The sequence below is a fragment of the Streptomyces indicus genome (assembly GCF_900100315.1).
GTDB classification, from domain to species: Bacteria; Actinomycetota; Actinomycetes; order Streptomycetales; family Streptomycetaceae; genus Streptomyces; species Streptomyces indicus.
Genome location: NZ_FNFF01000032.1, coordinates 1 through 21,713, shown reverse-complemented (window position 1 = coordinate 21,713; position 21,713 = coordinate 1). Strand labels below are relative to the sequence as shown.

Here is a 21,713-nt window from a genome sequence, read left to right as displayed (position 1 = left end):
CGGCGCGGCGGGGCCGCTCAGCGCGGACGCTATCCCCCGTACGTGCTACGGCACAGCGAGACGAGGCCCGGCTCGGTGACGCCCTGGGCCGCCCTGCACACGTCGCGCATGGAGTAGCTCGGCGCGGCGGGCGCCCGGTGCTTCGGCCGCGCGGGGCGGTGCTTCGGCCGCGAGCTCGGCGGCCGGACCGCTCGGCGCGGCGGTGCCGGCGGCCGGACCCGGTGACCCTGCGGGGGTAGGGCAGGGCGGCCCGCCGGGGCGGGCACCGCCGAGCGGGGGGCCCGCGCGACGGACGGCGTCGAGCGAGGGCGCGGCACGGCCGAGGAGGGCGACGGGGACGGATCGGAGCCGGTCCGGGTGAGGGCCTCGCGGGCGGGGGCCTGGGTGACGCTTGCCGGACTGGGGGCGGAGGACAGGACGGGCCGGGCGCGCGGGCCGGGCGCCTTGTCGTCCGTCGAGGAGACGGACACGCACCCGGTGGCCAGGACGGCGAGAGCGGCGACGGCGAGAGCGATCACGGGACGGTGCACCCGCTCACCGTGCCCGATGCCGGGGCCCCGCACGTCGCGCCGCGCGGCGGTCCACCGGTTCGAGGGACAGGCCCCGCCGCCCCCGTGCCTCCTCCCCTGTCGCGCCGCCCGAAGGGCCGGGGGAACGGGGGCGTCGGCGCAGGTCACACCGGACGACAGGCGGGCCGACGACAGGGGACGCGACAGGGGGTGCGACCGCCGCCGCGGCCCGGCGGCGGGGGCGAGCTCGACCGGCCGCGCCGGGGCGGCGGGGGAGTCGAGGAGCGCCTCGTCCTCCTGGTCCTGGTCCTCGACGACGTCCTCGGCCGCAGCCTCGACGGCGGCGCGGGCCGGGTCGTAGATGGCGGCGAGCCGGGCGAGTTGCTCGCCGATCCCCCGCGTGCCTGCGAGCGGCGCGGCGAACTCGTCCCAGACCTCCCCGGCGAGCTCGACGTACGCCCGGCCGCCGAGCACCGTCACGGCCGCCCCGGAGATCCCGAGCTCGTGCGCCTGCCGGCGCAGCGTCTCGCCGTCGACCGTGCCCGGGTCACCGGCCTTGAGGTCATAGTTCAAGAGGTGCCGGTCGAGCTCGACAAGCCCGTACTTGGCCGACAGGATCAGTACCCGCCCCGACCGGCCGCCCTGGGTGAGGGCGTCGGCCGCCCGGCGCATCGCCCGGTGGTAGCTCCCCACGTAAAGCGCCCCGGCCCGCTCACCGATCACCGGCTCGCCCTTGCGGACACCGTCGGCATACACGGCCTTCCGACCCCCGCACGCCACGATCACGACGCGCTCGCGCTCCTCGGCCGCCGCCCGGCGACGGCCCGCCGCCGTGATCCGGACCTCTCCCGCGTCGAGCTTCCACACTGCCTCGGCCACGGGCACCGTGCGGCCCTGGGGGCGCGTCCACTGGACGAGCCCCGCCGCCCCCAGGGAGCGGGCGGTCCGCAGGTTCACGGACGCGGGGAGGAAGCCCTCGGGGTGCGCGGCGGCCGTGTGCAGCCAACGGCGCTGCACCGGAGTGAGCTCGACGGCGGGGAGCGCCTCGTCCTCCTGGTCCTCGACGACGTCCTCGGCCGCGGCCTCCTCGACCGGCGCCTCGTCGGCCGGGAACTCCTCGCCGTCGAGGGCGGCGAACAGGCGGGCACTGCGGCGACGCTCGGCGGCGCGCAGCTCGGCGAGCTCGCGCTCGAACGCCTCGGCGGCCGGGTCCGGGGTGCGGTCCGCGGCGGCGAGGAGCTCCTCGGCCTCGGCCTCGTCGTGCATGGCGTACAGGGACACCGGGCCCTCGGCCTTGACGACGTCCCACGCGATGCGCGCGGCCTGGTCCCACATCGGGGCGGCCGGGTCGACGTACCGGGGAAGCGCGGAGATCCCGAGGAAGTCGGCGACGGCGGCGAACGCGTCGGCGCGGAACCGCCGGGCGTACGCGCGGGCCCCGCCGGCATCGGTGTATTCGAGGGCCTCCTCACCGGCCACGCTGCGGGCCCACCGGCCGTAGACGCGGACGGCCTTGGTGGTGACGGCCTCGACGCGGGCGAGGTAGCGCGGGACGGCGGACAGGTAGCGGGCGACGCGCTCGGGGTCGCCGGACACGTCGAGGCGCAGCTCGTCGGGCGTCGGCGCGGGCGCGTCGGGGCTGGCCGGGTTGTAGTGCAGCGTCCTGTACGGGTGGCGGGCCTCTACCCGGTAGACCACCGCGAGACGGCGGGCGGCGGCGGCGCGGGCCTTGCCCTTCCCCGCGGCCGGGGGGAACTCGACGGCGGCCTCGGCGCGGCCACGGTCGACGGCGATCCGGGTCCGGGTGGCGTACTCGGCAGGCATTCGGCGCGGCTCCTGTGTTCGGGGTGCTGATCTCCGGACACCCTCCCACAGTTGCACTACAACTACAAGTGAAACTCACAGTTGTGATGCAAGTTGGACACGTGAAAGGGGCGGGCCCGGTCACCACCGGGCCCGCCCCTGCCGTACGCGGTCCGCCCTACTCCTCGCGGCCCGCGTCCCGGCCCTCCTTGATGAACCGCGCGGGGTTCGCGCCCTTGGCCACCGTCTCTCGGAACCACTCCATCGGCCGGACGCCCTCCTCCTTGCAGTAGCCCGGGTTCGGGCCGAGGCGGAACCCGCCCGGGAGCGGCGTCCCGTCCGGCTTGCGCGGCACGACCGCACGGGCCGTCGGGTACGCCGAGGGGTAGATCACGCAGTCAGACAGGACGGCGAGCGGGACCAATCCGAGCGCGTTCCACGTCTTGACCATCTTCCGGTGGGCGCCGACCCGCGCCGCGCTGATCACGGCGGCGCGAATGTCCGGCCGCCACGTCGGGCGCCGCAGTGCCGGCCACGGCGCGTTTCGCCCCTCGCGCTTGCCCTGCGGCCTCTCCCGCAGCTTGCCGATTCCGCCCTTCGCCGTCTGCTTGATCGCAGACAGGAGGGCGACGGCCTCGGGGTCGCGCTCCTTAACCGTGGCCATGGCGGCGAGGAAAGCCTCCTCGTCCATGTCGGCCGTGATGCCCAGATCGGCGAGGGTGTCCATGTAGGCGTCCCTCAGCCGGTTGTGCCACAGGTCGAGGTACCCGCCCGCCTCGGGCCGCAGCCACGCCGCGATGGGCCGGACCTCGATCCCCAGCTCGACCGCGTACGCCAGGGTCGGCGTCGCGTACCAGGCCGGGCCCGTCGGCGCCTTTCCGTCCGGGGTGAACGGACTCGGGAACTCGGCCGGGAGCGTCTTCCACTCCTTCGTGACGAGATCCTTCGTGCGCAGCTCGGCGCCGGACAGGTCGACGAGCCAGCACCCCGGAACCTTCTTGTCGAACCGCGGCCCGTCGGTGTAGACCGCCTCACCGATCCCCACCGTCAAGCGGTTGGCCGCCGCGAGAAACGCCGTGTTCACGTCGAGGCCGACGACGTACGGCGCGGCGGCCTCGGCCTCGGTCGGCTCCCGGTGCCACGCGAGGGCCTCCTCGGCGAGGACGTGCGCGGGGTCCTTGGCCTCGTCCCGGGTGCGGTCCTTGGCGAGCGGGTGCTCGTCCGGCGCCTCGGGCGGGGCCGGGTCGACCGGCACGGAGAGCGAGCCCTCGACCGCCACCCGGTGGGGCCGCCCGGTGCCCCGGTCCCGGACGAGCCGGGTCGGCGGCCGAAGGGCGGTCATCAGGGCGAGGCTGCAAGCGGCCGTCGAGCCGCTCGGCGTGATCACGCGCTCGGCGTACTGGCCGAGGACGTACGCGAGGGCGGCCGGGTCGGCGGCGACGTCCTCAATCCCGCCCCACCGGAGGTGATCGGCGAACGCGCCCCACGGGACCGTGGCGACGTGAACCTCGACGCGGTCCCGGTACAGGAAGGACCAGGGCGCGAGGCCCGCGCGGGAGAGCTTCCACCCGCCCTCTTCCACGGCCTTGACCGCCGGGTGATCGTCGGACACGCGCAGCCGCTTGCGGTCGTCGAGCCGGGCAGGCAGGCCGAGGGCCTCGACCGCACCCTCGGAGAGGACCAGGAGCGGGCCGGACGCCTCGCCGTACTGCGACAGGGGACCGGCGCCCAGGCCGTACGCGACGGCCCACTCGGCGGCCGTCGCCAGGTCGACGACGTCCGCCGGCACGTCCACGAGTTGCACGTCCGTGCCGTGGGCGAGGAGCTTCCCGTCCTTCGCGTCGAGGACCAGGAGGGGAGCGGGGTAGGTCTTCTCAGTCATCAGCGAAGGTCCAGTTCCACATAGTCAATGTCGGTGAACTCGACGTCGAGGCGCTCGGCGTCCGTGCCGGGGGTGCGGAAATACTCCTCGGCGAGCCCCTGCCCGAGGAGCCGGTTCAACTCGTCCTCGTCCCCCGCCCGCAGGGCGTCGAACACCTGCGGAATCAGGTGGTCGGGCACCTCCTCGGTGAGGCGGCGCATCCGCGGGTCATCGGTGCTTCCCGCGTCCGCGGTGAACCCGAACCGGGCCCGCGTCTCGATGGTCATACCGCGCTGCTGGGCCTCCTTCTGCGCCCGCGCCGTAACGCGCGGCTGGTGGTCCTTGGCGGCCTCCTTCTGCAAGCGGTCGAGGATCTCGGGCTTCGAGTTGGCGATCTTCCGCTCGCCCTTGACGTACCGCTGCACCGTCCGGCGGGAGACGCCGAGGCGCTCGGCCACCTTCGCCGTGTTGCCCTTCTCCTTGCGCATCAGGGCGTTGAACTGGCCCCTCGCGGTCTTGGGGGCGTTGCGCGTCTGGAACCGCGCTCGCATTGCGTCGACCAGCTTTCCCATGGACACGGCTCCTCTCAGGCGAGCTTGTAGACGGTGGCGGACGGAGGAATCACGGCCAGTTCCGGCCGCAGGCAGACAGCACCGCCGCACAGCACATGGCCGGGCATGGTCGTCTTGAACGGGGTGTCGCAAATCGCGCAATCGAGCCTGCGCGGCGCCGTCCGCTGGGTGACCATCTGCCGGGCCGGGATGACGTACTGGGCCGGGAGCTTGCGGAGGAGCTTGTCCAGGTAGCCGTTCGGCCGGTACGCCTGCCGGTTCTCCGTCGCGTCGAGGGCGCGGAGGAGGGCCTCCTCGGGCCACCCGTTCCGCAGGCACCAGGCAACGGACTTGGCGGCGAGGGCGCGCTCCTCGTCGGTGACGCCGACGAACCAGCGGACGCGGTCGATGATGGACGCGGCGAGTGCCGGCACCGCTTCCAGGGCCGCCCCTTCCAGGCGCGGGGCCGTGAACCCGCTCAACAGGGTGAAGCGGTCCGGGCGGCGGCCGAGGTTCTTCCCGTTCTCCCGGATCGGCACCGGGCGGAAGGCGACGAGGTCCGCGCGCACAAGGTGCGGCCGGTGGCGCTCGATGGTCCGCAGGCTCACACCCGCGATCTTGGCGAGCTCCTCCATGTGGACCTGTCCCTCCCACCCGATGGCGGCGAGGGCGACGAGACATTTCGCACAGGTGGGGTCCGGCGCAACCACGTTCGCCGCCCACTCCTGGGCCCCCGGCAAGAGCGGCTGACCGATCCCGCCGCCCAGCGGTGTGCGCCGGTTGGCGTCGATGCGGGAGTGTGCGAACAGGTGCGCCAAGTGGTCCTGCGTGGCGCGCTTCTTGAGGCCGACGATCCGACCGAGGGCCTCGGTCGTGAGCCACGTCTCGGGGTCGGCTGTGTGGTGTTCTTCCAGGGCCCCGTAAACCTTGTGGCAACTGGGGCAGTCGTCGGGACTGATATCGCGGTGGGGTGCCACTAATTGGCCTTTCCGTCCGCTGCGGTGTCTCACCCGGGGGTGCGCGGGTAGACTCCGCCACAGACCTAGAGCAGGGTCCAGCGGAAGCCTCAGACGGGTAGGAGTGCCACCTCCTATGACCCCGACGGGGCTTTTCGCATGTGTGGAGCAAGTTCGAGCGGCAGGCGCGGAGCCTGCGCGAGGTCACACCGTGATGACCTCCTGAGACCCGCCGACCACGGCGGCGAGGCGCCGGGGGGAGAGCTTTTCCACGGCGTGCGTGGGGCCGCACAGGAGGTCCGGCACCGGAATGCCGTAGTGCGCGGACAGACGGTCGATGTCGCCGAGGGACCAGGCGGCGGCGCCGGTCTGCTTGCGCGAGACCTGCCCCTGAGTGATCCGCAGGCCCGCGGCGAGCGACGTCTGATTCTCGCCGCAGGCGCGCATCAGGGCCGCGACCGTGATCCGGAGCGTGCGCTCGCTGGTGCTCAAAGCGGCTGCGAACTTCCCCATATGCTGTGACCTCACTTTTTGTGAGCTGGACTCATAACGACAGCTAGCGGGGGCCGCCGGTTCCGGCCCAACCGATGGTCACTCTTCCACGGTTTCACCTCGACTACAAGTCTTGCTTGTAGTCGATCTGTGTTCGTGTCATCCTCGGGGCATGACCAACACCCCCAAGAGCGCAATCGCCAAGCTGCGAGAGAAGTCCGAGGCGTCCGAGGCCCAGGCCAAGGAGCACAAGGCCGCCTTGTTGAAGGCGGCCGTCGAGGAGGCCATGACGTCGACCGCGTACGGCCACGTCTCCGCCGTCGCCCGCGAGGCCGGCATCGCCTCGCAGTACCTCCGGACCCTGATCGAGGAGAAAGAGCCCGGGTGGCTCGACCGCGCCGCCGAGGAGCGCGAGGCCGCCAAGGCCGAGAAGGAGAGCAAGCCCGCCCGAACCCGGAAGACGAGGGAGGGGGAGGGGGGCAAGCCCGCGCGACGTACGCGCAGGAGCGGCGCCGCCGCCGCGTGATGATCGAGTGGGCCGCCAAGGACGCCACAGCCTGACGCCCGGAAGGACTCCCATGGACCAGCCCGAACCCGACCCGCAGGCAAGCGAGTTGCTCCCCGCCCCCTCGCGCGCCGAGCTCCCGCTCGTCCCGGTGTACGACGAGGCCGCCGCCCTCCTTACCCCGGAGGCCCGCAGCCTCGCCGAGGAGATCATCGCCGTGAGCCGGTTCTCGCCTGACACGCTCGCCGCCCTGTTCGTCGGCCATTCAAGGACGGGGAAGACGAGGGCCGCCGCCGTCACCCTGGCCCAGCTCGACGCCGCCGGCATCCCGTACGAGGAGAGCGACGACGGCCACGGACAGACCATCATCCGCACCCGCCCCGCGGGCGCCGAGTCCCCCAAGGAGTGACCCCGTGAGTGCCCTCCCCGCAGAGGAACCGACCAACCCGTTCCGCACACAGCAGGGCGGCGGCCCGCGCACCGTCACGCAACTGCGGGCCGCCCTCACCGCGGCCTCGGCGGCGGACCGCGAGGAGTTCGAGGCCCAGCTCGGCGAGCTCGACCTCGACGACCCCGAGGAGTACGCCGCCCTCGTCCGCGCGTGGCGGCACCGCCTCGTCATGCGGACCCGGCCCGAGATCCTCGCCGCCGTCGCCGCCTCGACCGACCCGGCCGCCCCGCGCTTCACGTCCGAGGAGATCCTCGGCGCCGACGGCCACCAGGAGGCGGGCCGGTGACCGAGGGCACTCCGTGGGCCGTCGCCTACAGCGAGACCGGCCGCGCCGGACTGGCCACGGCCACGGCCGAGGAACGGGCCGCCGTCCTCGGGTTCGAGAAGCGGGTCGCCGCCTCGCCGTACACCTGCGGCGAGCTGTACCCGGACCGGGTCGGCGGCCTCTACACCGCACTACTCACCGTCGGCGGCCGGATGGCGTGGACCAGCGTCCTGTACCGGGTCGACGAGGCGCGACGCGAGGTTCTGATCGTCGCCATCGTGTCGGGCCCGTGATGCCGGCAGGGGGACCGATGGGGGAGAGCTCGACCACGGCCCGGGTCGCGGCGGCCGTCGAGGAGCACGCCCGGCGGCGCGCACGGTGGGAGGCCGAGACCGCCCTCGCCGCCGTGATGGCCGACCCGGAAGTTCGGCGCCTGGGGGAGGAGATCGAGCGGGCCGAGGCCCTCCTCGGCGAGGAGCTGCGGCCCCGCTTCCAGCCCTACCAGGACCGAGCCGTACGCGAGGCCGACCTCGACGCGCTCACCCGGACGTGCCCCGGGAAACATGGCCGGTGGGGGCGCATCTGCGTACTCGACACCGGCCACGAATCGACCGCACCGCACTGGGGGACCACGGCCGAGGGACAGCCCGTCGCATGGGTCGGGAGCGCGCCCGACGACGACTGACCCGCAGGCGCCGGCACCACGGCGAAGGCCCCACGCTCGGAAGCGTGGGGCCTTCGCCGTACCGCCGCGAGGACTACCTCCCCAGCATGGCGAGCGGAGAGCGGCGCCCCTTCCCGACGGCGCGCAGCGCGGACCAATCGACCTCGGGGTGAGCGGCCGGAAGGGCGTCGACCTCGGCCGCGCGGTAGAGAGGCACGTCGACCGCCCCGGCCCGGCTGGTCCCGAACTGCACTTCCCGCCACTCGGCCGGGGTGACCCACCCGAGGCGAACCATGTGGTCCCAGTCCGTACGGCGCACGCCGAGGCGGGCGGCGGCCTGGTCCGGGCCGAGAGGCGCGTTCGCCGCGACGAGCTCGGCGAGGTCCGCGCGGGTGCAGACCTCGGCCACCTGGGACGGGTGGACGAGGGAACCGTCGGGGTTGCCGGACAACTCCGTCAGCAGCCCGGCCGCCATGAAGCGGCGCACCACGAACGCCGTCACGACCGTGGGTTCCCCGGGAACGTTCGGCGTACCGAGGGCCTCGGCGATACGGTCCGCGGCCTGTCGGCCGGACAGCGGGTCGCCGGGCAGTCCCGCCGCGACGGCGTCCCGGTCCATCGCCTCGACCGCCGCCCGGGACCACGTCCATTTGGAAGCGTCCGCCCGGGGCACGATGCCCGCGTGAACGGCCCAGCGGAACGCCGTGATGGCCACGCGGAGCCGTCCGGCGGCCTGCCTCTCGTCGTACTCGGTGAGTCGCGCCATGGGGTGATCGACCTCTCTCTCGGTGCGCCCGGAGTGGGCGGGATGGAAACGTGACAGAACGGCACTAAAACGTCAAGAGCCCCTGAAATGGGGCGAGTTGGTCACACTCCGTCAGGCTTCGCCCGCGTACGCGAGGGAAAATCCACCCGTTCGGACGGCGGGCGCGGCGGCCGGGAACGCAAGAGCGCCCGGCCCCCTTCCGGGGCCGGGCGCTCGTCCTGCGGGCGGTTCGGTGATCAGTCCAGCGGTGCGGCGTAGCGCAGGGTCCAGCCGCGGCCGAGGGTGTGCCGGGTGACCTCGACGACCCGGCCCTCGGCGGTCCGGCCGACGTGCGTCACGGTGAGGAGGAGCTCGCCCTCGTCGACCCCGAGCGCCTCGGCCTGGTCCGCCGTGGCGGGCCGCTGGTCGACGTCCTCGACGGCCTCGGCGCCCTGGTCGTAACCGGCCTCGCGCATCCGGGAGATGATCCCGCCCGCCCCGGTGTCGACCTGTTCGATGCCGGCGGCCTCGGCGACGTCGACCGGAATCCAGGTGTCGGCGAGCTGGACCAGGCGCTCACCGTCGAACATGCGCCGGGCGCGGACGACGACCGGTCCCTCGGTGCCGAGCAGCTCGGCGACGTCGGCCGGGGCCTCGGCGCGGTTCACCGTCACCTCGGCGCGGGGCGCCCCGCCGCCGCGGCGGGTCTCGCTCTCGTACGCGCCGTGCGCGCCGCCCGACTCGCGGTTCTCCGTGCGGTACCGGCTGCGGGCGTCCCGCAGGATGCCGCCGTTCGCGCCGATGGTGTTCTGTGCCATGTGCGTGATCCCTTCCGGTGGGGTGGTCAGTGCGTGGGGCCGAGCGGCCAGGAGTAGGACAGGCGCCACAGGTGGGTGGGCAGTACGTGAACGGTCACCTCGACCGCGCGGCCGTCCTCGGTGCGCCCGATATGGGCGATCTCGTAAACGCGCTGGTCCTCGCGCATGTCGAGGGCCTCGACCTCCTCGCCGGTAGGAGGCCGGACGTCGATCTCCTCCGTGATGGTGGCCTGTGCGTGCCCGAGCTCGGCGAGACGCGATTTCGACCCGCCCGGCCCCGTGTCGATCTCTTCGAGCCTGGTCCCCTCGGCGATGGCGAGGGGGAGGTACGACGTTGCGAGCTGAACGGGTACGTCGTCGGCGAGCATCCGCCGGACTCGGGCCAGGGTCGACACATCGTTCCCGTCTACCCCGAGGAGGTCCGCCACCCATGCCGGCGGCTGGGTGTGCTGGGTGGTGGTGATCGAGGAGGGGGTCATCCCGAGGCCGCGGATCTCGGCCTCGAACGCGCCCCGGGCCTGCCCCTCCTCGCGGCGGGCCCGGACGTAGCGCGACGTCGAGTCCCGAACGATCTTGTTCACGATCCGGTGCACGAACATGCCCCGGCGGCTCTTGTTGATCAGTCCCTCGGAGGCGAGCAGGCGCAATGCCTGTGCGGCGGTCCCCCGATTCGTGCCGAGCTGGTCGGCGAGCTCCCCCTCGGTGGGGAGCTTGGCACCCGGGGCGTATGTGCCCCGCTGGATGCTCTTGCGCACCTCGTCGGCGACTGCGCGAAACGTCGCTCGGCGCGGCTCGTCCTCTGTCATGCGGTCACCTTATCTGGAAGCCATTCCGTGGCGCTTGCTACCGACACAAGCATGAATGGAATCCAAGACTATTGCAATGGATTCCATTCGATGCTTCACTCATGTCGTGCCGATCGAACGGCACCAACGAGGGCCCTGGGGCCTGAGTTGCTGTGGTCCGCCACGCTCGAAAGGGCGCGGCCCCGGGGCGTCTTGTCCACGCCTACCGGGGCCGCTCGGCGGACTCCCCTGACAGACAGAGGAGTGATTCCGCGTGCGCACCACCATGCCCGAAAGCGTGCTTCACCTGCGAATCGGCGCGGCCGATTCCGCCAACGGAAACGCCCCGACCCGCCTCGACCTCTCCGCCGAGCTGGGCCTCGACGTCGACCTCGTCCTCGGCCCCATCGGTGGCGACGAGGACGACCTCGACGAGCTCGCCCGCCTGTACGCGCTGGTCGACATGGCCGACTCGGGCCTCATCCCCCGCGGCGACTCCCTCGACCTGATCGCCGGAATCGTCGAGGAGATCGAGCGCGAGGACGACGCCCAGGGTTACGAGGCCGACGACTTCGCCGGGGGGTGGGCCGCGTGACGATCACCCGCCGCACCACCGCCCGCGCCGCCCGCGCGCTCCTCGGCTCCGCCGACCGGCTGCACCCCGCCGCCCTCCTGGTCCTGGTCCTCGTCCTCGCGGCCCTGGCCCAGCTCGCCGCCCCGCTCGTCGTGACCCTCCTCACCGCCCTGGTGACCGGAGTCAAGGCCGCCGCGTTCCTCGCCGGGGCCGCCGTCCTCGCCCGCCTCGCCGTCCGCGTGGCCGCGACGATCCCCCACCCCCGCACCGCCCCGCCGGCACCCCCGGCCGAGCCGGTCCGGGCCCCGCTCCCGTCGATCCCGACCCCCCGCACCGCCCGATGACCGCCGCCGCCGTCGGCCGCACCCTCGGCCGCGCCCTCGTCGTCTCGGCCGCCGGACTCGCCGCCGCCATCCACCACATCGCCACGTCGGCCCTGGTCCTCTTCCTGGCCGCTGACTGGTTCGTCGTCTCGGTGATCGCCGGACACACCGGACAGGCCATCACCGCCGCCGCCGTCGGGACGCTCCTCGCCGCCGAGGGCATCCGCGCCGACCGAGTCGGCCGCCCCTTCCCCCACTGCCCCATTTGCCCCCTTGTCCGCCGGGGCACCCGTAAGGAGACCGCCAAGTGAGTACGTCGTACCGCGAGGAGCGCCGCCTCGACCGGAAGGCCGAGCGCGAGGAAGACCGCCGCGACCGGCTCGCCGAGGCCGAGGCCACCCGTACGGCGGCCCTCGCCCAGGCCGAGGCCGACCGCATCCGGGACGAGGCCCGCGCCGAGCAGCAGCGCAAGGACGAGGAGGCCCGGCAGGAGGAGGCCCGTCGAGTCCGCGCCGAGCGCAAGCGCGAGAAGGCCCGCAGGAAGACGGAGCGGAAGAAGGCCCGCGCCGAGCTGTTCGCCAAGCTCGGCAAGGAGGGTGACACCGTCGGCGCCCTGGTCGTCATGGCGTGCGGCATCGTCCCGGCCCTGTACTTCCAGCTCCGCGCCCTCAACGGGGAAGACCTCCCCGGGATCATCAGCCTGTGCCTGGCCGTGATGCTGGAGGCCGGGGCCTGGGTCGCCACCGTGAGCGGCGAGCGCGCCAAGCGCGAGGGTCGTCCCGTCGGCCGCTTCCGGGTGGTCATGTGGGCGTGCGCCACCTTCGCCGCCGTCATCAACTACTCGCACGCGCCCGGCCCGTCCGGCGGGTGGCTCGCCTGGGTCCTCGCCGCCGCCTCGTACGCCGGGGTGTTCTTCTGGGAGGTCCGAGGGTGGGGCCGCCACGGCACCAAGGGCACCCGCACCAAGGCCCAGCGCAAGGAGGCCCGGCGCCGCCGCCGGCACGACCGCAAGCGCCGCCGTCGGTTCCCCGCCGTGTACGCCCGCTACACCGACATTCTGACCGCGCACCCGTACGGCAGCGTCGACCGCGAAAAGGCGTGGGCGGACGCGTGGCAGGACACGCACGGCGCCGAGCTCGCCGTCACGGCCGGTGTCATCGCGCACCGAGGCGAGGCAGACAAGGCACTCGCCGCAGCCCACGGCGTGGGGGTCGAAACCCTCATGGTCGAGCAGCTCCTCGGCGACGTGTTCGGCAGCGACGGGGGCGACGACGGCCCGGCCGCGCGCCGCTCCGGGAAGGGCCCGAACGGGGGTCCGAGCAAGGGCGGCCGAACCGCTAAAACCCTTGGGCGCAAAGGGAAGCAGGCAATCGGCCGCCTCACCGGACGGACCGCTCCGAAGGTCCCGAACAAGCCCCTCGACGAGGCCCACCTCGAACGCGTCCGCTCCCTCGCGGACGTCCTCCCCGGGGGTGCCGAAGACCTCTCCGTGAGCAACGTCCGCATGGCCATCGGGGGCGGAAACACCCGCTACGCGATGCAGCTCCGTGACGCCGTCAAGGCCGAGAGGAAGAACCGATGAGCGCCTCGTTCACCCCGCCTCGGCTCCTGATCCTCGCGGCCCCCGCCGGCATCTACCCGACGATCACCCTCTCGCCCGAGACCGGGTGGACGTGGTCGGCCGCCATCGGCGCCGTGATCTTCGCCCTCGTCCTGTTCGGCCCGGCGCTGATCCGGTCCGCGGCCAAGGCGTCGGCGGTCCGCGCGGCCACCAAGAAGGCCAAGGCCGCCGAGACCTCCACCAAGAAGGAGGGCAAGAAGTGACCGCCCCCGAGAGCGTCTACCGGAAGATCGCCCGCGAGCTCGCCGCCCAGGCGGACCAGCACGCCGCCGACCGTCACCCCCAGCTCGGACGGTGCGCCGCCGAGCTCGGCCTCGTCTACCTCGAATTCGAGGCACACCCCCCGACCACCGACCACGGGGTGAGGGCGTGGGACGCCGCCGAGGCCGCCCGCGAGTCCCTCACCTGGGGGACGGCCGTCGGTTGCGGTTCCGACACCGCCCGCGCCCGCCTTCACCTCGCCCTCGACGCCCTCGCCCGCGAGCACGCGGCCCACTGAACCGCCACCGGGCCCGGCCGCCCACCCCCCGGCGGCCGGGCCGACGGCCCCCGTACTTGAGGAAGGAACCACCCACATGAGCACCACCGAGACCGAGCACGGCGAGCGCGAGGCGCAGCTCGTCGACCTCGCCGCCTTCCAGGACCCCGAGACCCTCCTCCGCCTCGGCGAGCTCTCCCGGACCGCCGTGCAGCGGACCGAGAACGGCGTCGCCGACGTGTTCACCGGCACGGTGCGACTGGACAAGGTCGACGAGGAGGAGGCCGAGGCCGGTACCTTCGAGCAGCTCGACGAGGAGGAGCTCGACGAGGACGAGCGCGCATCCCTCGGCCTGCGCCCGATCATCCCCGAGACGTTCCTCGACGCGGGCGTGTGGCGACAGCGCCGCGCGGTGTGGCTCAACTCGGCCGCCTTCCACGCCACCCGCAGCCCCGTCTACCTGTGGCGGTTCATCCGGACGAGCGCCATCGGCGCCCGCGTCGGGGCGCGGGACGCCTGGTCGTACCTGTTCGCCACCGAGTACGGCGAGCTCGCCGACAAGGTCCGCCGCGCCAAGGCCGGTGCCGAGCACATCGCCGACCTGCGGGCCGACCGGCGCAAGGAGGCCAAGGCCCGGCGCCGCGAGCCGGTCACCGTCTACGCCCTCACCGGCTGCACCTCCTACGCCGCGGCCGTCATCGCCCTGGGGGAGACCTGGGGCCTGATCCTCACCGCCCCGGCCCTGATCCCGCTTTTCGGCCTCCTGTACGTCCTCGGACACCGCGAGCTCGCCCGCCGGGCGCCCGACGGGACGTTCGCGTTCCTCGACAGCACCGCCGCCGCCGACCACGACGGCCCGGTGACTGACGAGCGGATCACCAACGCCCTGCGGGACATCAAGCTCCTGACGGCCGAGCAGACGATCAAGCCCGTGGGCCTCGCCACCCGGGACGACCTCGGGAACACGACCGTCGCGTTCAAGACCCCGGCCGGTCTGGTCTGCAAGGCCATCAAGAACAAGGCCGAGGCGTTCGCCGGGGCCCTGGGCCTGTCGCTTGAGCGCATCGACCTGACGCAGGGGGAGACCCCGAACGACGTCATCCTCTGGGTGGCGGCGACCGTGCCGTTCTCCGAAGACGCCCCGGTGTCGCCCCTGGTCGACGCCGACCGCTGGTCCATCTGGGACGGAGTCCCCTTCGGCTCGAACCGCAAGGGCCTGCGGAAGACGCTCCAACTCCTGTGGTCGTCCATGCTGTTCGGTGGCGCGCAGGGTTACGGCAAGACCTCGGCAATGCGGGTGCCGGCCGCCGCGGGCGCCCTCGACCCTCAGTGCCGGATGCTCCTCGCCGACTTCAAGGGCGGCGCGGACTGGGAGGAGCTCGAAAACATCGCGCACCGCGTGATCATCGGTGCCGACCCCGCGAGCGTCGACGAATTCATTGAGCTCGTCGACGAGCTGATCGAAGAAATGGACACCCGCTTTGCCAAGATTCGGCGGATGCCCAAGGCCGAGCGCCCCGACATGCGCCTGACGCCCGCCATGGCCGAGGCGCACGGAATGCCCGTCCTCATGTTCCTGATCGACGAGATTCAAGAGGCGTTCGGCGTGGTCCTGGCCCGTAAGGACGGGTTGAAGGAGTTCGCCGCCCTCGTCGAGAAGCTCGCCCGCCTCATCCGGCGCGGCCGGGCCTGCGGCCTCATCATCGTGGCCGCCGCGCAGCGCCCGAGCGCCAAGAGCGTTCCGACCGACTTCCGCGACGTCATCCTCAAGCGGTACAGCGTGCACACCGTGGACGACACGTCGTCCGACATGATCCTCGGCGACGGACAGGCCAAGCGCGGGCACACCGCGGCCGGACTGGGCCGGATCGGCGTCGGCATCCTCGCCGAGGAGGCCGGTTCCGAGAAGCTCCAAGTCGACCTGATCACCCCGCAGGAGTTCGAGGTCATCTGTGCCCGCGGCCGGGCCCTGCGCATCGAGGCCGGCACCCTCACCGGCTACGCCGCGTCGGGCCTCCTGACGGTGTCCGGCATCCTCGCCCAGATGCGGGCCGCGTTCGACGAGGCCGGGGTCGAGGAGCTCGGCAGCACCGATATCGCCCGGCTCCTGCACCAGCAGGACCCGGCGGCCGACTGGGGCCAGCGCGACGGCGAGAGCGACAAGCAGTGGTCGAGCCGCGTCGGCGCCCGCCTCGGCCGCGAGATCGAGGAGGCCCTCGACGGATCGGGCCGCAGCCTCGACCGCGTCAAGGTGCGCACCCTCGCGGGCACCGAGGGCCGCGGATTCCGCCGCACGGACCTGACGCTCGTACTCGGTGCATAACGGGACGAACCGACGTGTCCGGGAAGGTGTCCCCACCACAAAACCGCAGGTGGGGACGTGTCCCGGACGTGTCGGCCCCCCGGCCGGGGTGTCCCCAGCGGACACCCCGCCCAGGGGCCCGACACCCCCCTAGACACCGCCCAGACCTGCACAAACAGGGGCAAAGCCACCCCCCAGGACACCGCCCCGACACCCCGAAACCCCGCGCACAAGGAGTCGAGACCCGATGGACGTCACCGCCCGCACCGCCCCCGCCGAGCCGGTCCTCTACCGCCCCGAGCCCGTCGAGACGGCCGTACCGGCGACGACCCTCCCGTACCTGTCCCCGGTGCCCATCCCGGGCGCCGTCGAGGCCGTCACCCCCAACGGCGCCCGGGTCTGGCTCCTCGTCTCCAAGATGGAGCCCACCGGCCCGGCCGCCGCCCCCGAGACCCCCCAGGCCGCGCCCGTCCCCGCCTGGGCCAAGACGACGGCGCTCCTGGCCCTGTCCCTCTCCGGGTCCTCGGTCCTCGGCGCCTATGCCCTCGGCCTGTTCGCCGAGGGCCTCGCCGCCCTCGTCGCCTCGCTCGTCCTCCTGGCCAAGTTCGCGCTCGTCCTGGCGCTCGTCCTGGGCCTGTTCGTCGTCGTCGTCAAGCGGCGTGCCGGCGGGGGCGACGTCACCGCCACCGCCACCAGCACCGCCACCGCCCGGGGCCTGTTCGCCAAGGCCACGGCCACCGCAACCGCAACCGCCATCGCCAAGAAGTAAGGAGCCCCACCCATGACCGCGATCAAGGTCCGTGGACCCCTCAAGATCGGAACCGACACCCTGCGGTGCCCCGGCCGCGGTGAGCGCGACACCCCCCGCGAGCTCACCCTCATGGCGAACGGGAAGACCGTCACCGCGACGTGCGGACAGAAGCACCGCGGCGAGGACGGCGGGCGCCGTGCGCAGTGCTTCTTTCCCGTCGAGCAGCTCACCGCGGCGAACCTCGGCATCCTCGCCCAGGGCAAGCCCGGCCGCTTCCGCCTCACCCTCACGGACGGGACCAAGGTCGAGGGCATCCTCGCCGCCGTCGGCGCCGCCGCGGCCAACTCGACGGCCGCCCGCGCCGCCGCAGCCGCCGACGCCAAGAACGGGAAGGCCGCCAAGGCCGGGCCGCCCAAGCCCGCCGGTCGGGCCACGGGCGGCGCGATGACGGCCGCGTTCGGCGCCCTCGCCGCCGTGGCGACGTCCGCCGGGCAGATCGCCACCGCCGGGGCCTCGGCCGTCGAGTCGGCCGCGAGCCTCGGCCGCGAGGGGATCGGCGTCGCCCGCGACGGCATCCGCGAGGCCGGGGCGTACGGCGAGCGCCGGCACGAACGCAAGATGCGCGCCGGGGACGACGGCGCCGGGGACGACGACGCCGAGAGCTGAGCGAAGGAAACAGGGCGCCCCCGGGGCCGGGTGAATCGGCCTCGGGGGCGCCGTCGTGTCCGGGACCTGCGGGAACGGGGCCGAGGAGCCGCTCGGCCAAAGGTGGCACTTTCAAGTCAACTCACAGTTGGACTTGTACTTGAGATGCAACTCGTGCCAAGGTTGACCCACCGCAAGACACCGAAGGAGAGACCCCCTTGAACCTCACCGACGCCCAGACCAAGGCCCTCCGCCTGATCCTCGACAACCCCCGTCAGGTCGTCGCATGGCTGCGCGGCGAGACCGGTTTCCTCAAGATCCACGGCAACACCGAGAACCGGCTCCACTCGCTCGGCCTGGTCGAGGCCGTCAAGATCGGCACGAACACCCGCACCGTGGGTGCCGAGCGCGTCGAGTACGACGTCACCGTCTGGACCCTCACCCCCGCCGGGTACGAGGCCCTCGGCGTCGAGGTCCCGGCCGTCGAGGAGACCCCGGCCGCCGAGGAGGAGGTCCTCCTCCCGCTCCCCGAGCGCTTCCGCGCCGCCTACGAGGCCGAGCTCGCCGAGACCCACGCCGACGCCGACAGCGCCCCGTACCGGCAGGTCTGGCACCACGTCGCCAACGGACGACCCACCGCCCCGCGCTGGCTCCTCGGCCACCTGGCCGACGTCGCCGCGCTCCTGGCGGACCTCGTCGAGGAGTCCGAGGAGCACCCCAACACCCGCGCCACCCGACGCCGCGGCGCCGCCGAGCTCCTCGACCTCCTCGCCCAGCACGGCGCCCGCCCCTGGCCCGTCATGGGCCACGGCCTGCGCCCGTGGGGCGACGAGGTCCCGCACTGCGAGGACTGCGCCGAGCAGACCGGCCCCCGCCCCCCGGCCGCCGTCACCGCCGCCGAGGCCGCCGCCGACGAGGAGCGCGCCGTCCGACAGGCCGCCTACGAGCACCGCCTCGCCGCCGAGCTGCGCAAGACCGAGGACGAGATCGCCGCCGAGCACGGCGAGCACATGCGGCCCGGCGCCGCCGTCGAGTGGACCAACCCCCGCAACGGAGAGACCGTGTACGGCGTCGTTCAGTCGGTCTACCGCCGCCCCAACGGCAAGGCCGCCGCGGACGTCGAGCTCCTCGGCCGCTCGGGCGGGTCCATCGACGCCGATCAGCTCGGCCCGATCACCGGCCGGTGCCCCGCCGCCCTGCCCACCGACCCGGCCCCCTGCGACGGCGCCCCGGCCGTGACCGTGCTCGACTCCTCCAACGCCGGGGCCGACGGGTGCGAGCGCCACGGCGCCCGCCTCCTCGCCATCCTCGACGGCGGCCGGGTCTACGCCCTGCCGGACGCCCCCGAGGGCGCCGCCCTGCGAGTCCACCGGGCCGCCGGGACCGGCCGCCCCGCCGGTCGGGTGACCAGCCTCCGAGAGCTCGTCACGGCGCCCCCGGCCCCGGCCCCCACGCCCCGTCCGTTCCCGCGCTTCACCCTCGAACCCGGCTGGGTCGACGTGGACGTTCACGGCTGGGAGCTCAAGGGCGACAAGGAGTCCGGCGAGTACCTGAGCGACTGTCACGAGACCTTCCGGCCGGACGACTCGAACGCGGACATCGAGGCCGCCATGGAGTGGGCCGAGCAGCTCATCGGCGCCCGGCAGGAGTGGACCCACGTCCGCGAACGCGGCTTCGACCGGTGGGAGGCCGGCACCCGCGACTGACCCGCAGTACCGGCCCCGCTGGGTGAATCACCGGGGCCCGGCCCGACCCCCAGAGAGGAACCACCGCAGTGAACACCGAGACCCGAAACAACGTCGTCCACACGATCCCGCTCGGGACCGCCCGTCTCCGCCTCCTGATCCTCGGCCTCGTCCGCGTGGCCGTCCCGCCGCTCGCCGCGGTCGCCGCCGCGTGGGCCGTCGAGCCGCAGCTCAACGCCAACGGGCCCGCCCGCCTCGCGTACCTCGTCCTCGTCGCCGTCCTTGCCCTGTCGGCCGTCGACAACACCCTCACCAACGCCACCGAGCGCGCCTACAGGCAGGCGTACGGCCGCGTCCACGGGCCGCGCTCCTGGTCCTGCGAGGACTGCGGACGCCAGATCACGGCCCGGGAGTGGACGCCGTTCGACGCCGCCGCGTTCGAGACCCACCTCGCCGACCCGCGCGCCCACGGCTGCACCCACAGCTGACCCGCCGGCACCCCGCCGGGGGCCTCGCCCGAGGCCCCCGGCCCGCACCGAACCGAGAGGAACCAGTCGACATGACCGCCAACCGCGCCGCCGCCTTCCCTGCCGTGTACGCCCTCCTGCGCGTCGCCGCCGACGTCGCCGACCACTGGGTACAGAGCGACCACCAGGCGCAGCACAAGGCCAAGCCCGGCGCCGAGGGACACAAGGCCCTCGCGGGACACGTCGCCTCGTACGCCGCCACGCAGGCCGCCGCGCTCCTCGTCGGGAACCGCGTCCTCGGCCTTGGCCTGCGCCCCCGCAGCATGGCCGCCGCGCTCGCCCTGTCCGCGAGCACGCACTACCTGATTGACCGCCGCTGGCCGGTCCGCAAGGCGGCCGAGGCCACCGGGAAGGCCGCGTTCTACGAGCTCGGCGGCCCCCTCGGCGGCGCGTACCTGCTGGACCAGGCGACACACCACCTCGTCGAGGGCTTCGCCGCGTACGTCGCCGTCCGCGACTGACCCGCCCTCGCCCGTCCGACCCTCCCACCGGGCGGCATCGCCGCCCGGTGGGGATGACCCGACAGGAGAAACATGGAAGCGACCTCGTACGCCCCGGTCGACCACCCCGGCGTGACCGTGCCCGAGGACCGGCGCCACTGGTCGGTGATCTGGCCCGAGTACGCGCCGGTCGAGATCACGCCGCCCGAGCTGCGCCCCCTGGAACTGGCCGCGCACGTACCCGCCTGGGCCGAGGGACACCCCACGCCGGACCACGTACGCGACTGGGCCCAGCGGCAGGCCGCCGCCCTCGTTCCCTTCACGCTCGACGAGCGCGGGTGGCCGCTGCACCCGCACGGGCGCACCGGGCGCACAGGCCGCAACCTCGGCAAGTGGGGCGAGAACCAGGCCGCCGACCCCATCGTGATCGCCGGAACCGGCGCGCACCGGTCGGTACTGCTGATCACCCGCGATGACATTGGAGTCGCGGCCATCCCCGGCGGCATGGTCGACCCGGGCGAGACAGCCCCGGCCGCCCTGGTGCGCGAGCTGCGCGAGGAAACCGGCATCGACCTGTCGGACCAGCGTCCCGTCATCCTCGGGCGTCAGATCGTCGCCGACTGGCGCAACACCGATCACGCCTGGGTCGCGTCTACCAGCGCGCTTTATCGCCTGCCCGAACAGGTCACCGCCACCGCCGGGGACGACGCCGCGGACGCGGGTTGGTTCCCGTTCGGTTCCCTCGCCCAGCTCGAAACGGCGGTCACCGCGGCCGGTCGAACCCTCTACGCCGCGCACCGTCCGTTGTTGCTGCGCGCTCTCGAACACCTCAACCACTAGCCCTAGAAACGGAGACGTCATGACCGACGCCACCACCGCCGGCACCCTCGACCTGTTCCGCGGCCTTGCCGACCTTCAGCGGGAGTCCGACCGGCTGCGCGTCGCCTCGGCCCTGCGCGGCGCGTACGACGACGTGTGCAAGCGGCACGCCGACCTAACCGCCCTGGCGGCCGAGGGCACGCACCGCGAGGAGTACGAGGCCGTCCGCGAGGAGCTCGCCGCTTACGTCGGTAAGGAACCCGCACCGGTCGACCCGCTCGACGTCCTCGCCTACCACCGCCGCAAGGTCGAAGTGTTCCGCGGCCTCGGTGAAGCGGGCGTACCGGCCGCCGAGGAGGCCCTCGCCGAGGCCGAGGCCCAGCTCGCCGACGCCCTGCGCGCCGCCCCGGCCGAGATCGAGCTCGTCAGCTTCGGTTACCTGCACGGCGACGCCCCCGCGGCTGACCTCGTCATCGACATGCGACGCCACTTCCGTGATCCCCACGTCAGCCCCGAACTGCGCGAGCTCACCGCCGAGCACGAACTCGTCATGCGCGCCGTGTTCGCCACCGAGGGCGTGCCCGAGCTCGCCGCCGCGATCCTCGCCGCCGTCACCGCCTTCCGCTCCGGTCCCTCGGCCGGAACGGTCCGCGTCGCCGTCGGCTGCGCGGGCGGCCGGCACCGCTCGGCCGCCATGGTCAATTACCTGGCGATCAAGTACGGCAACGAGCTGCGCGTCAGCACCGAGCACCGGGACATTCACCGGCCGGTCGTCAACCGGTAGACCGCGCCCGCCCTCGCCCCGCCAACCCGCCTCACCCAAGGAGTGCCCCGCATGTACCAGGCCCGCGACGAGGTACTGATCGTGACGTGTGAAGACGACGGCCGCGCGGCCGGGAAGACCGGCGTGATTCTCGACGAGGTCCCGCCCGGCCCACTCACCGAGGGCCGGTGGACCGTGAAGGTTGACGCCTTCTGGATCGCCGACGTCCTGTGCGAGTCGGGCGAGCTGAGGAAGACCGGCAACCGCAGGTAACGCCACCCTCGCCGCCCGGAGCGCCTGGGGGGCCAGACCTGACACCGCACACGGAAGCGCCCGGCCCTGGGGAGGGCCGGGCGCTTCCGTGTCGGGGGCGGGGGGGG

At 73.4% G+C, this 21,713-nt stretch carries 28 protein-coding genes; 20 read left to right on the top strand and 8 right to left on the bottom strand.

Features of this window, described 5'->3' with window-relative positions; all coding sequences use genetic code 11:
- Positions 1–29: 29 nt before the first annotated feature.
- The 5 genes from BLT97_RS36295 to BLT97_RS36275 form a co-directional block, all read right to left on the bottom strand.
- Positions 30–2,333: a DUF6884 domain-containing protein gene (locus BLT97_RS36295; protein ID WP_093618185.1), complete on the bottom strand. Its 2,304-nt coding sequence runs from the start codon at positions 2,331–2,333 to the stop codon at positions 30–32.
- Between the two features lie 157 nt (positions 2,334–2,490).
- Positions 2,491–4,194 (bottom strand): telomere-associated protein Tap, encoded by a 1,704-nt coding sequence (gene tap / locus BLT97_RS36290; protein WP_093618183.1) that lies wholly within the window; start codon positions 4,192–4,194, stop codon positions 2,491–2,493.
- Positions 4,194–4,745, bottom strand: a complete 552-nt coding sequence (tpg, locus tag BLT97_RS36285) for a telomere-protecting terminal protein Tpg (RefSeq protein WP_093618181.1) — start codon at positions 4,743–4,745, stop codon at positions 4,194–4,196. The genes tap and tpg overlap by 1 nt, the downstream gene beginning before the upstream one ends.
- 14 nt (positions 4,746–4,759) lie before the next feature.
- Positions 4,760–5,701, bottom strand: a complete 942-nt coding sequence (locus BLT97_RS36280; protein ID WP_093618179.1) for a hypothetical protein — start codon at positions 5,699–5,701, stop codon at positions 4,760–4,762.
- Positions 5,702–5,884: 183 nt separating this feature from the next.
- Positions 5,885–6,193, bottom strand: coding sequence for an acyltransferase (locus tag BLT97_RS36275; protein WP_093618177.1), 309 nt, complete (start codon positions 6,191–6,193; stop codon positions 5,885–5,887).
- A gap of 151 nt (positions 6,194–6,344) precedes the next feature.
- On the opposite strand from BLT97_RS36275, the gene BLT97_RS36270 reads away from it, so the two are divergent.
- From BLT97_RS36270 to BLT97_RS36250, 5 genes are read left to right on the top strand one after another with little or no spacing between them, the layout of a single operon-like run.
- Positions 6,345–6,698 (top strand): hypothetical protein, encoded by a 354-nt coding sequence (locus BLT97_RS36270; protein WP_093618175.1) that lies wholly within the window; start codon positions 6,345–6,347, stop codon positions 6,696–6,698.
- 52 nt (positions 6,699–6,750) lie between these two features.
- The gene (locus BLT97_RS36265) at positions 6,751–7,086 is read left to right on the top strand and encodes a hypothetical protein (protein ID WP_093618173.1); all 336 of its coding nucleotides are present in this window, start codon (positions 6,751–6,753) and stop codon (positions 7,084–7,086) included.
- Positions 7,087–7,090: 4 nt separating this feature from the next.
- On the top strand, positions 7,091–7,414 hold the full coding sequence (locus BLT97_RS36260; protein WP_093618171.1) for a hypothetical protein: 324 nt from the start codon (positions 7,091–7,093) through the stop codon (positions 7,412–7,414).
- Positions 7,411–7,686, top strand: a complete 276-nt coding sequence (locus tag BLT97_RS36255; protein ID WP_093618169.1) for a hypothetical protein — start codon at positions 7,411–7,413, stop codon at positions 7,684–7,686. The genes BLT97_RS36260 and BLT97_RS36255 overlap by 4 nt, the downstream gene beginning before the upstream one ends.
- A 17-nt stretch (positions 7,687–7,703) precedes the next feature.
- Positions 7,704–8,078 (top strand): hypothetical protein, encoded by a 375-nt coding sequence (locus tag BLT97_RS36250; RefSeq protein WP_093618167.1) that lies wholly within the window; start codon positions 7,704–7,706, stop codon positions 8,076–8,078.
- Positions 8,079–8,151: 73 nt separating this feature from the next.
- Here BLT97_RS36250 and BLT97_RS36245 read toward each other — a convergent pair whose 3' ends face one another.
- From BLT97_RS36245 to BLT97_RS36235, 3 genes are all read right to left on the bottom strand, one after another.
- Positions 8,152–8,823 carry a hypothetical protein gene (locus tag BLT97_RS36245; RefSeq protein ID WP_176954018.1) on the bottom strand — a complete coding sequence of 224 codons (672 nt, stop codon included), beginning with the start codon at positions 8,821–8,823 and terminating at the stop codon, positions 8,152–8,154.
- A gap of 236 nt (positions 8,824–9,059) precedes the next feature.
- On the bottom strand, positions 9,060–9,620 hold the full coding sequence (locus BLT97_RS36240) for a UTRA domain-containing protein (RefSeq protein ID WP_093618165.1): 561 nt from the start codon (positions 9,618–9,620) through the stop codon (positions 9,060–9,062).
- A 26-nt stretch (positions 9,621–9,646) separates the two neighbouring features.
- A complete protein-coding gene (locus BLT97_RS36235; RefSeq protein WP_093618163.1) occupies positions 9,647–10,426 on the bottom strand; it encodes a GntR family transcriptional regulator in 780 nt (259 codons plus the stop codon).
- A 253-nt stretch (positions 10,427–10,679) separates the two neighbouring features.
- Between BLT97_RS36235 and BLT97_RS36230 the strand changes: the two genes are divergently transcribed.
- The 15 genes from BLT97_RS36230 to BLT97_RS36160 all read left to right on the top strand — a co-directional run bounded on the left by BLT97_RS36230 (position 10,680) and on the right by BLT97_RS36160 (position 21,606).
- The gene (locus BLT97_RS36230) at positions 10,680–11,000 is read left to right on the top strand and encodes a hypothetical protein (protein WP_093618161.1); all 321 of its coding nucleotides are present in this window, start codon (positions 10,680–10,682) and stop codon (positions 10,998–11,000) included.
- Complete coding sequence (locus BLT97_RS36225; protein WP_143041444.1) at positions 10,997–11,323, top strand: hypothetical protein; 327 nt, start codon at positions 10,997–10,999, stop codon at positions 11,321–11,323. The genes BLT97_RS36230 and BLT97_RS36225 overlap by 4 nt, the downstream gene beginning before the upstream one ends.
- On the top strand, positions 11,320–11,613 hold the full coding sequence (locus BLT97_RS36220; RefSeq protein ID WP_093618157.1) for a hypothetical protein: 294 nt from the start codon (positions 11,320–11,322) through the stop codon (positions 11,611–11,613). The genes BLT97_RS36225 and BLT97_RS36220 overlap by 4 nt, the downstream gene beginning before the upstream one ends.
- A complete protein-coding gene (locus tag BLT97_RS36215) occupies positions 11,610–12,884 on the top strand; it encodes a hypothetical protein (RefSeq protein ID WP_093618155.1) in 1,275 nt (424 codons plus the stop codon). Before BLT97_RS36220 ends, BLT97_RS36215 begins: the two co-directional genes overlap by 4 nt.
- Complete coding sequence (locus BLT97_RS36210) at positions 12,881–13,126, top strand: hypothetical protein (RefSeq protein ID WP_093618153.1); 246 nt, start codon at positions 12,881–12,883, stop codon at positions 13,124–13,126. The genes BLT97_RS36215 and BLT97_RS36210 overlap by 4 nt, the downstream gene beginning before the upstream one ends.
- The gene (locus BLT97_RS36205; RefSeq protein ID WP_093618151.1) at positions 13,123–13,422 is read left to right on the top strand and encodes a hypothetical protein; all 300 of its coding nucleotides are present in this window, start codon (positions 13,123–13,125) and stop codon (positions 13,420–13,422) included. Before BLT97_RS36210 ends, BLT97_RS36205 begins: the two co-directional genes overlap by 4 nt.
- A gap of 76 nt (positions 13,423–13,498) precedes the next feature.
- Positions 13,499–15,724: an FtsK/SpoIIIE domain-containing protein gene (locus BLT97_RS36200; protein WP_093618149.1), complete on the top strand. Its 2,226-nt coding sequence runs from the start codon at positions 13,499–13,501 to the stop codon at positions 15,722–15,724.
- Between the two features lie 226 nt (positions 15,725–15,950).
- Positions 15,951–16,472 carry a hypothetical protein gene (locus BLT97_RS36195; protein WP_093618147.1) on the top strand — a complete coding sequence of 174 codons (522 nt, stop codon included), beginning with the start codon at positions 15,951–15,953 and terminating at the stop codon, positions 16,470–16,472.
- A gap of 12 nt (positions 16,473–16,484) precedes the next feature.
- A complete protein-coding gene (locus tag BLT97_RS36190) occupies positions 16,485–17,120 on the top strand; it encodes a hypothetical protein (RefSeq protein ID WP_093618145.1) in 636 nt (211 codons plus the stop codon).
- 197 nt (positions 17,121–17,317) lie between these two features.
- A complete protein-coding gene (locus BLT97_RS38960; RefSeq protein ID WP_176954017.1) occupies positions 17,318–18,805 on the top strand; it encodes a hypothetical protein in 1,488 nt (495 codons plus the stop codon).
- 68 nt (positions 18,806–18,873) lie between these two features.
- Entirely contained in the window at positions 18,874–19,272 is a 399-nt protein-coding gene (locus tag BLT97_RS36180; RefSeq protein ID WP_093618143.1) for a hypothetical protein, read from the top strand.
- Between the two features lie 71 nt (positions 19,273–19,343).
- Complete coding sequence (locus BLT97_RS36175; RefSeq protein WP_093618141.1) at positions 19,344–19,772, top strand: hypothetical protein; 429 nt, start codon at positions 19,344–19,346, stop codon at positions 19,770–19,772.
- 72 nt (positions 19,773–19,844) lie between these two features.
- Positions 19,845–20,591, top strand: coding sequence for an NUDIX domain-containing protein (locus BLT97_RS36170; RefSeq protein WP_093618139.1), 747 nt, complete (start codon positions 19,845–19,847; stop codon positions 20,589–20,591).
- 19 nt (positions 20,592–20,610) lie between these two features.
- Positions 20,611–21,354, top strand: coding sequence for a RapZ C-terminal domain-containing protein (locus tag BLT97_RS39040; RefSeq protein WP_342742808.1), 744 nt, complete (start codon positions 20,611–20,613; stop codon positions 21,352–21,354).
- Positions 21,355–21,405: 51 nt separating this feature from the next.
- A complete protein-coding gene (locus tag BLT97_RS36160) occupies positions 21,406–21,606 on the top strand; it encodes a hypothetical protein (RefSeq protein WP_093618137.1) in 201 nt (66 codons plus the stop codon).
- The last annotated feature ends 107 nt before the right edge of the window (positions 21,607–21,713 follow it).

What these genes read in the sequence shown, in the direction of transcription:
- BLT97_RS36295 (WP_093618185.1), bottom strand. Translation starts at nt 2,333, where the DNA reads ATGCCTGCCGAGTACGCCACCCGGACCCGGATCGCCGTCGACCGTGGC.
- tap (WP_093618183.1), bottom strand. Translation starts at nt 4,194, where the DNA reads ATGACTGAGAAGACCTACCCCGCTCCCCTCCTGGTCCTCGACGCGAAG.
- tpg (WP_093618181.1), bottom strand. Translation starts at nt 4,745, where the DNA reads ATGGGAAAGCTGGTCGACGCAATGCGAGCGCGGTTCCAGACGCGCAAC.
- BLT97_RS36275 (WP_093618177.1), bottom strand. Translation starts at nt 6,193, where the DNA reads ATGGGGAAGTTCGCAGCCGCTTTGAGCACCAGCGAGCGCACGCTCCGG.
- BLT97_RS36270 (WP_093618175.1), top strand. Translation starts at nt 6,345, where the DNA reads ATGACCAACACCCCCAAGAGCGCAATCGCCAAGCTGCGAGAGAAGTCC.
- BLT97_RS36265 (WP_093618173.1), top strand. Translation starts at nt 6,751, where the DNA reads ATGGACCAGCCCGAACCCGACCCGCAGGCAAGCGAGTTGCTCCCCGCC.
- BLT97_RS36250 (WP_093618167.1), top strand. Translation starts at nt 7,704, where the DNA reads ATGGGGGAGAGCTCGACCACGGCCCGGGTCGCGGCGGCCGTCGAGGAG.
- BLT97_RS36245 (WP_176954018.1), bottom strand. Translation starts at nt 8,823, where the DNA reads ATGGCGCGACTCACCGAGTACGACGAGAGGCAGGCCGCCGGACGGCTC.
- BLT97_RS36240 (WP_093618165.1), bottom strand. Translation starts at nt 9,620, where the DNA reads ATGGCACAGAACACCATCGGCGCGAACGGCGGCATCCTGCGGGACGCC.
- BLT97_RS36235 (WP_093618163.1), bottom strand. Translation starts at nt 10,426, where the DNA reads ATGACAGAGGACGAGCCGCGCCGAGCGACGTTTCGCGCAGTCGCCGAC.
- BLT97_RS36220 (WP_093618157.1), top strand. Translation starts at nt 11,320, where the DNA reads ATGACCGCCGCCGCCGTCGGCCGCACCCTCGGCCGCGCCCTCGTCGTC.
- BLT97_RS36210 (WP_093618153.1), top strand. Translation starts at nt 12,881, where the DNA reads ATGAGCGCCTCGTTCACCCCGCCTCGGCTCCTGATCCTCGCGGCCCCC.
- BLT97_RS36200 (WP_093618149.1), top strand. Translation starts at nt 13,499, where the DNA reads ATGAGCACCACCGAGACCGAGCACGGCGAGCGCGAGGCGCAGCTCGTC.
- BLT97_RS36195 (WP_093618147.1), top strand. Translation starts at nt 15,951, where the DNA reads ATGGACGTCACCGCCCGCACCGCCCCCGCCGAGCCGGTCCTCTACCGC.
- BLT97_RS36190 (WP_093618145.1), top strand. Translation starts at nt 16,485, where the DNA reads ATGACCGCGATCAAGGTCCGTGGACCCCTCAAGATCGGAACCGACACC.
- BLT97_RS36175 (WP_093618141.1), top strand. Translation starts at nt 19,344, where the DNA reads ATGACCGCCAACCGCGCCGCCGCCTTCCCTGCCGTGTACGCCCTCCTG.
- BLT97_RS36170 (WP_093618139.1), top strand. Translation starts at nt 19,845, where the DNA reads ATGGAAGCGACCTCGTACGCCCCGGTCGACCACCCCGGCGTGACCGTG.
- BLT97_RS39040 (WP_342742808.1), top strand. Translation starts at nt 20,611, where the DNA reads ATGACCGACGCCACCACCGCCGGCACCCTCGACCTGTTCCGCGGCCTT.
- BLT97_RS36160 (WP_093618137.1), top strand. Translation starts at nt 21,406, where the DNA reads ATGTACCAGGCCCGCGACGAGGTACTGATCGTGACGTGTGAAGACGAC.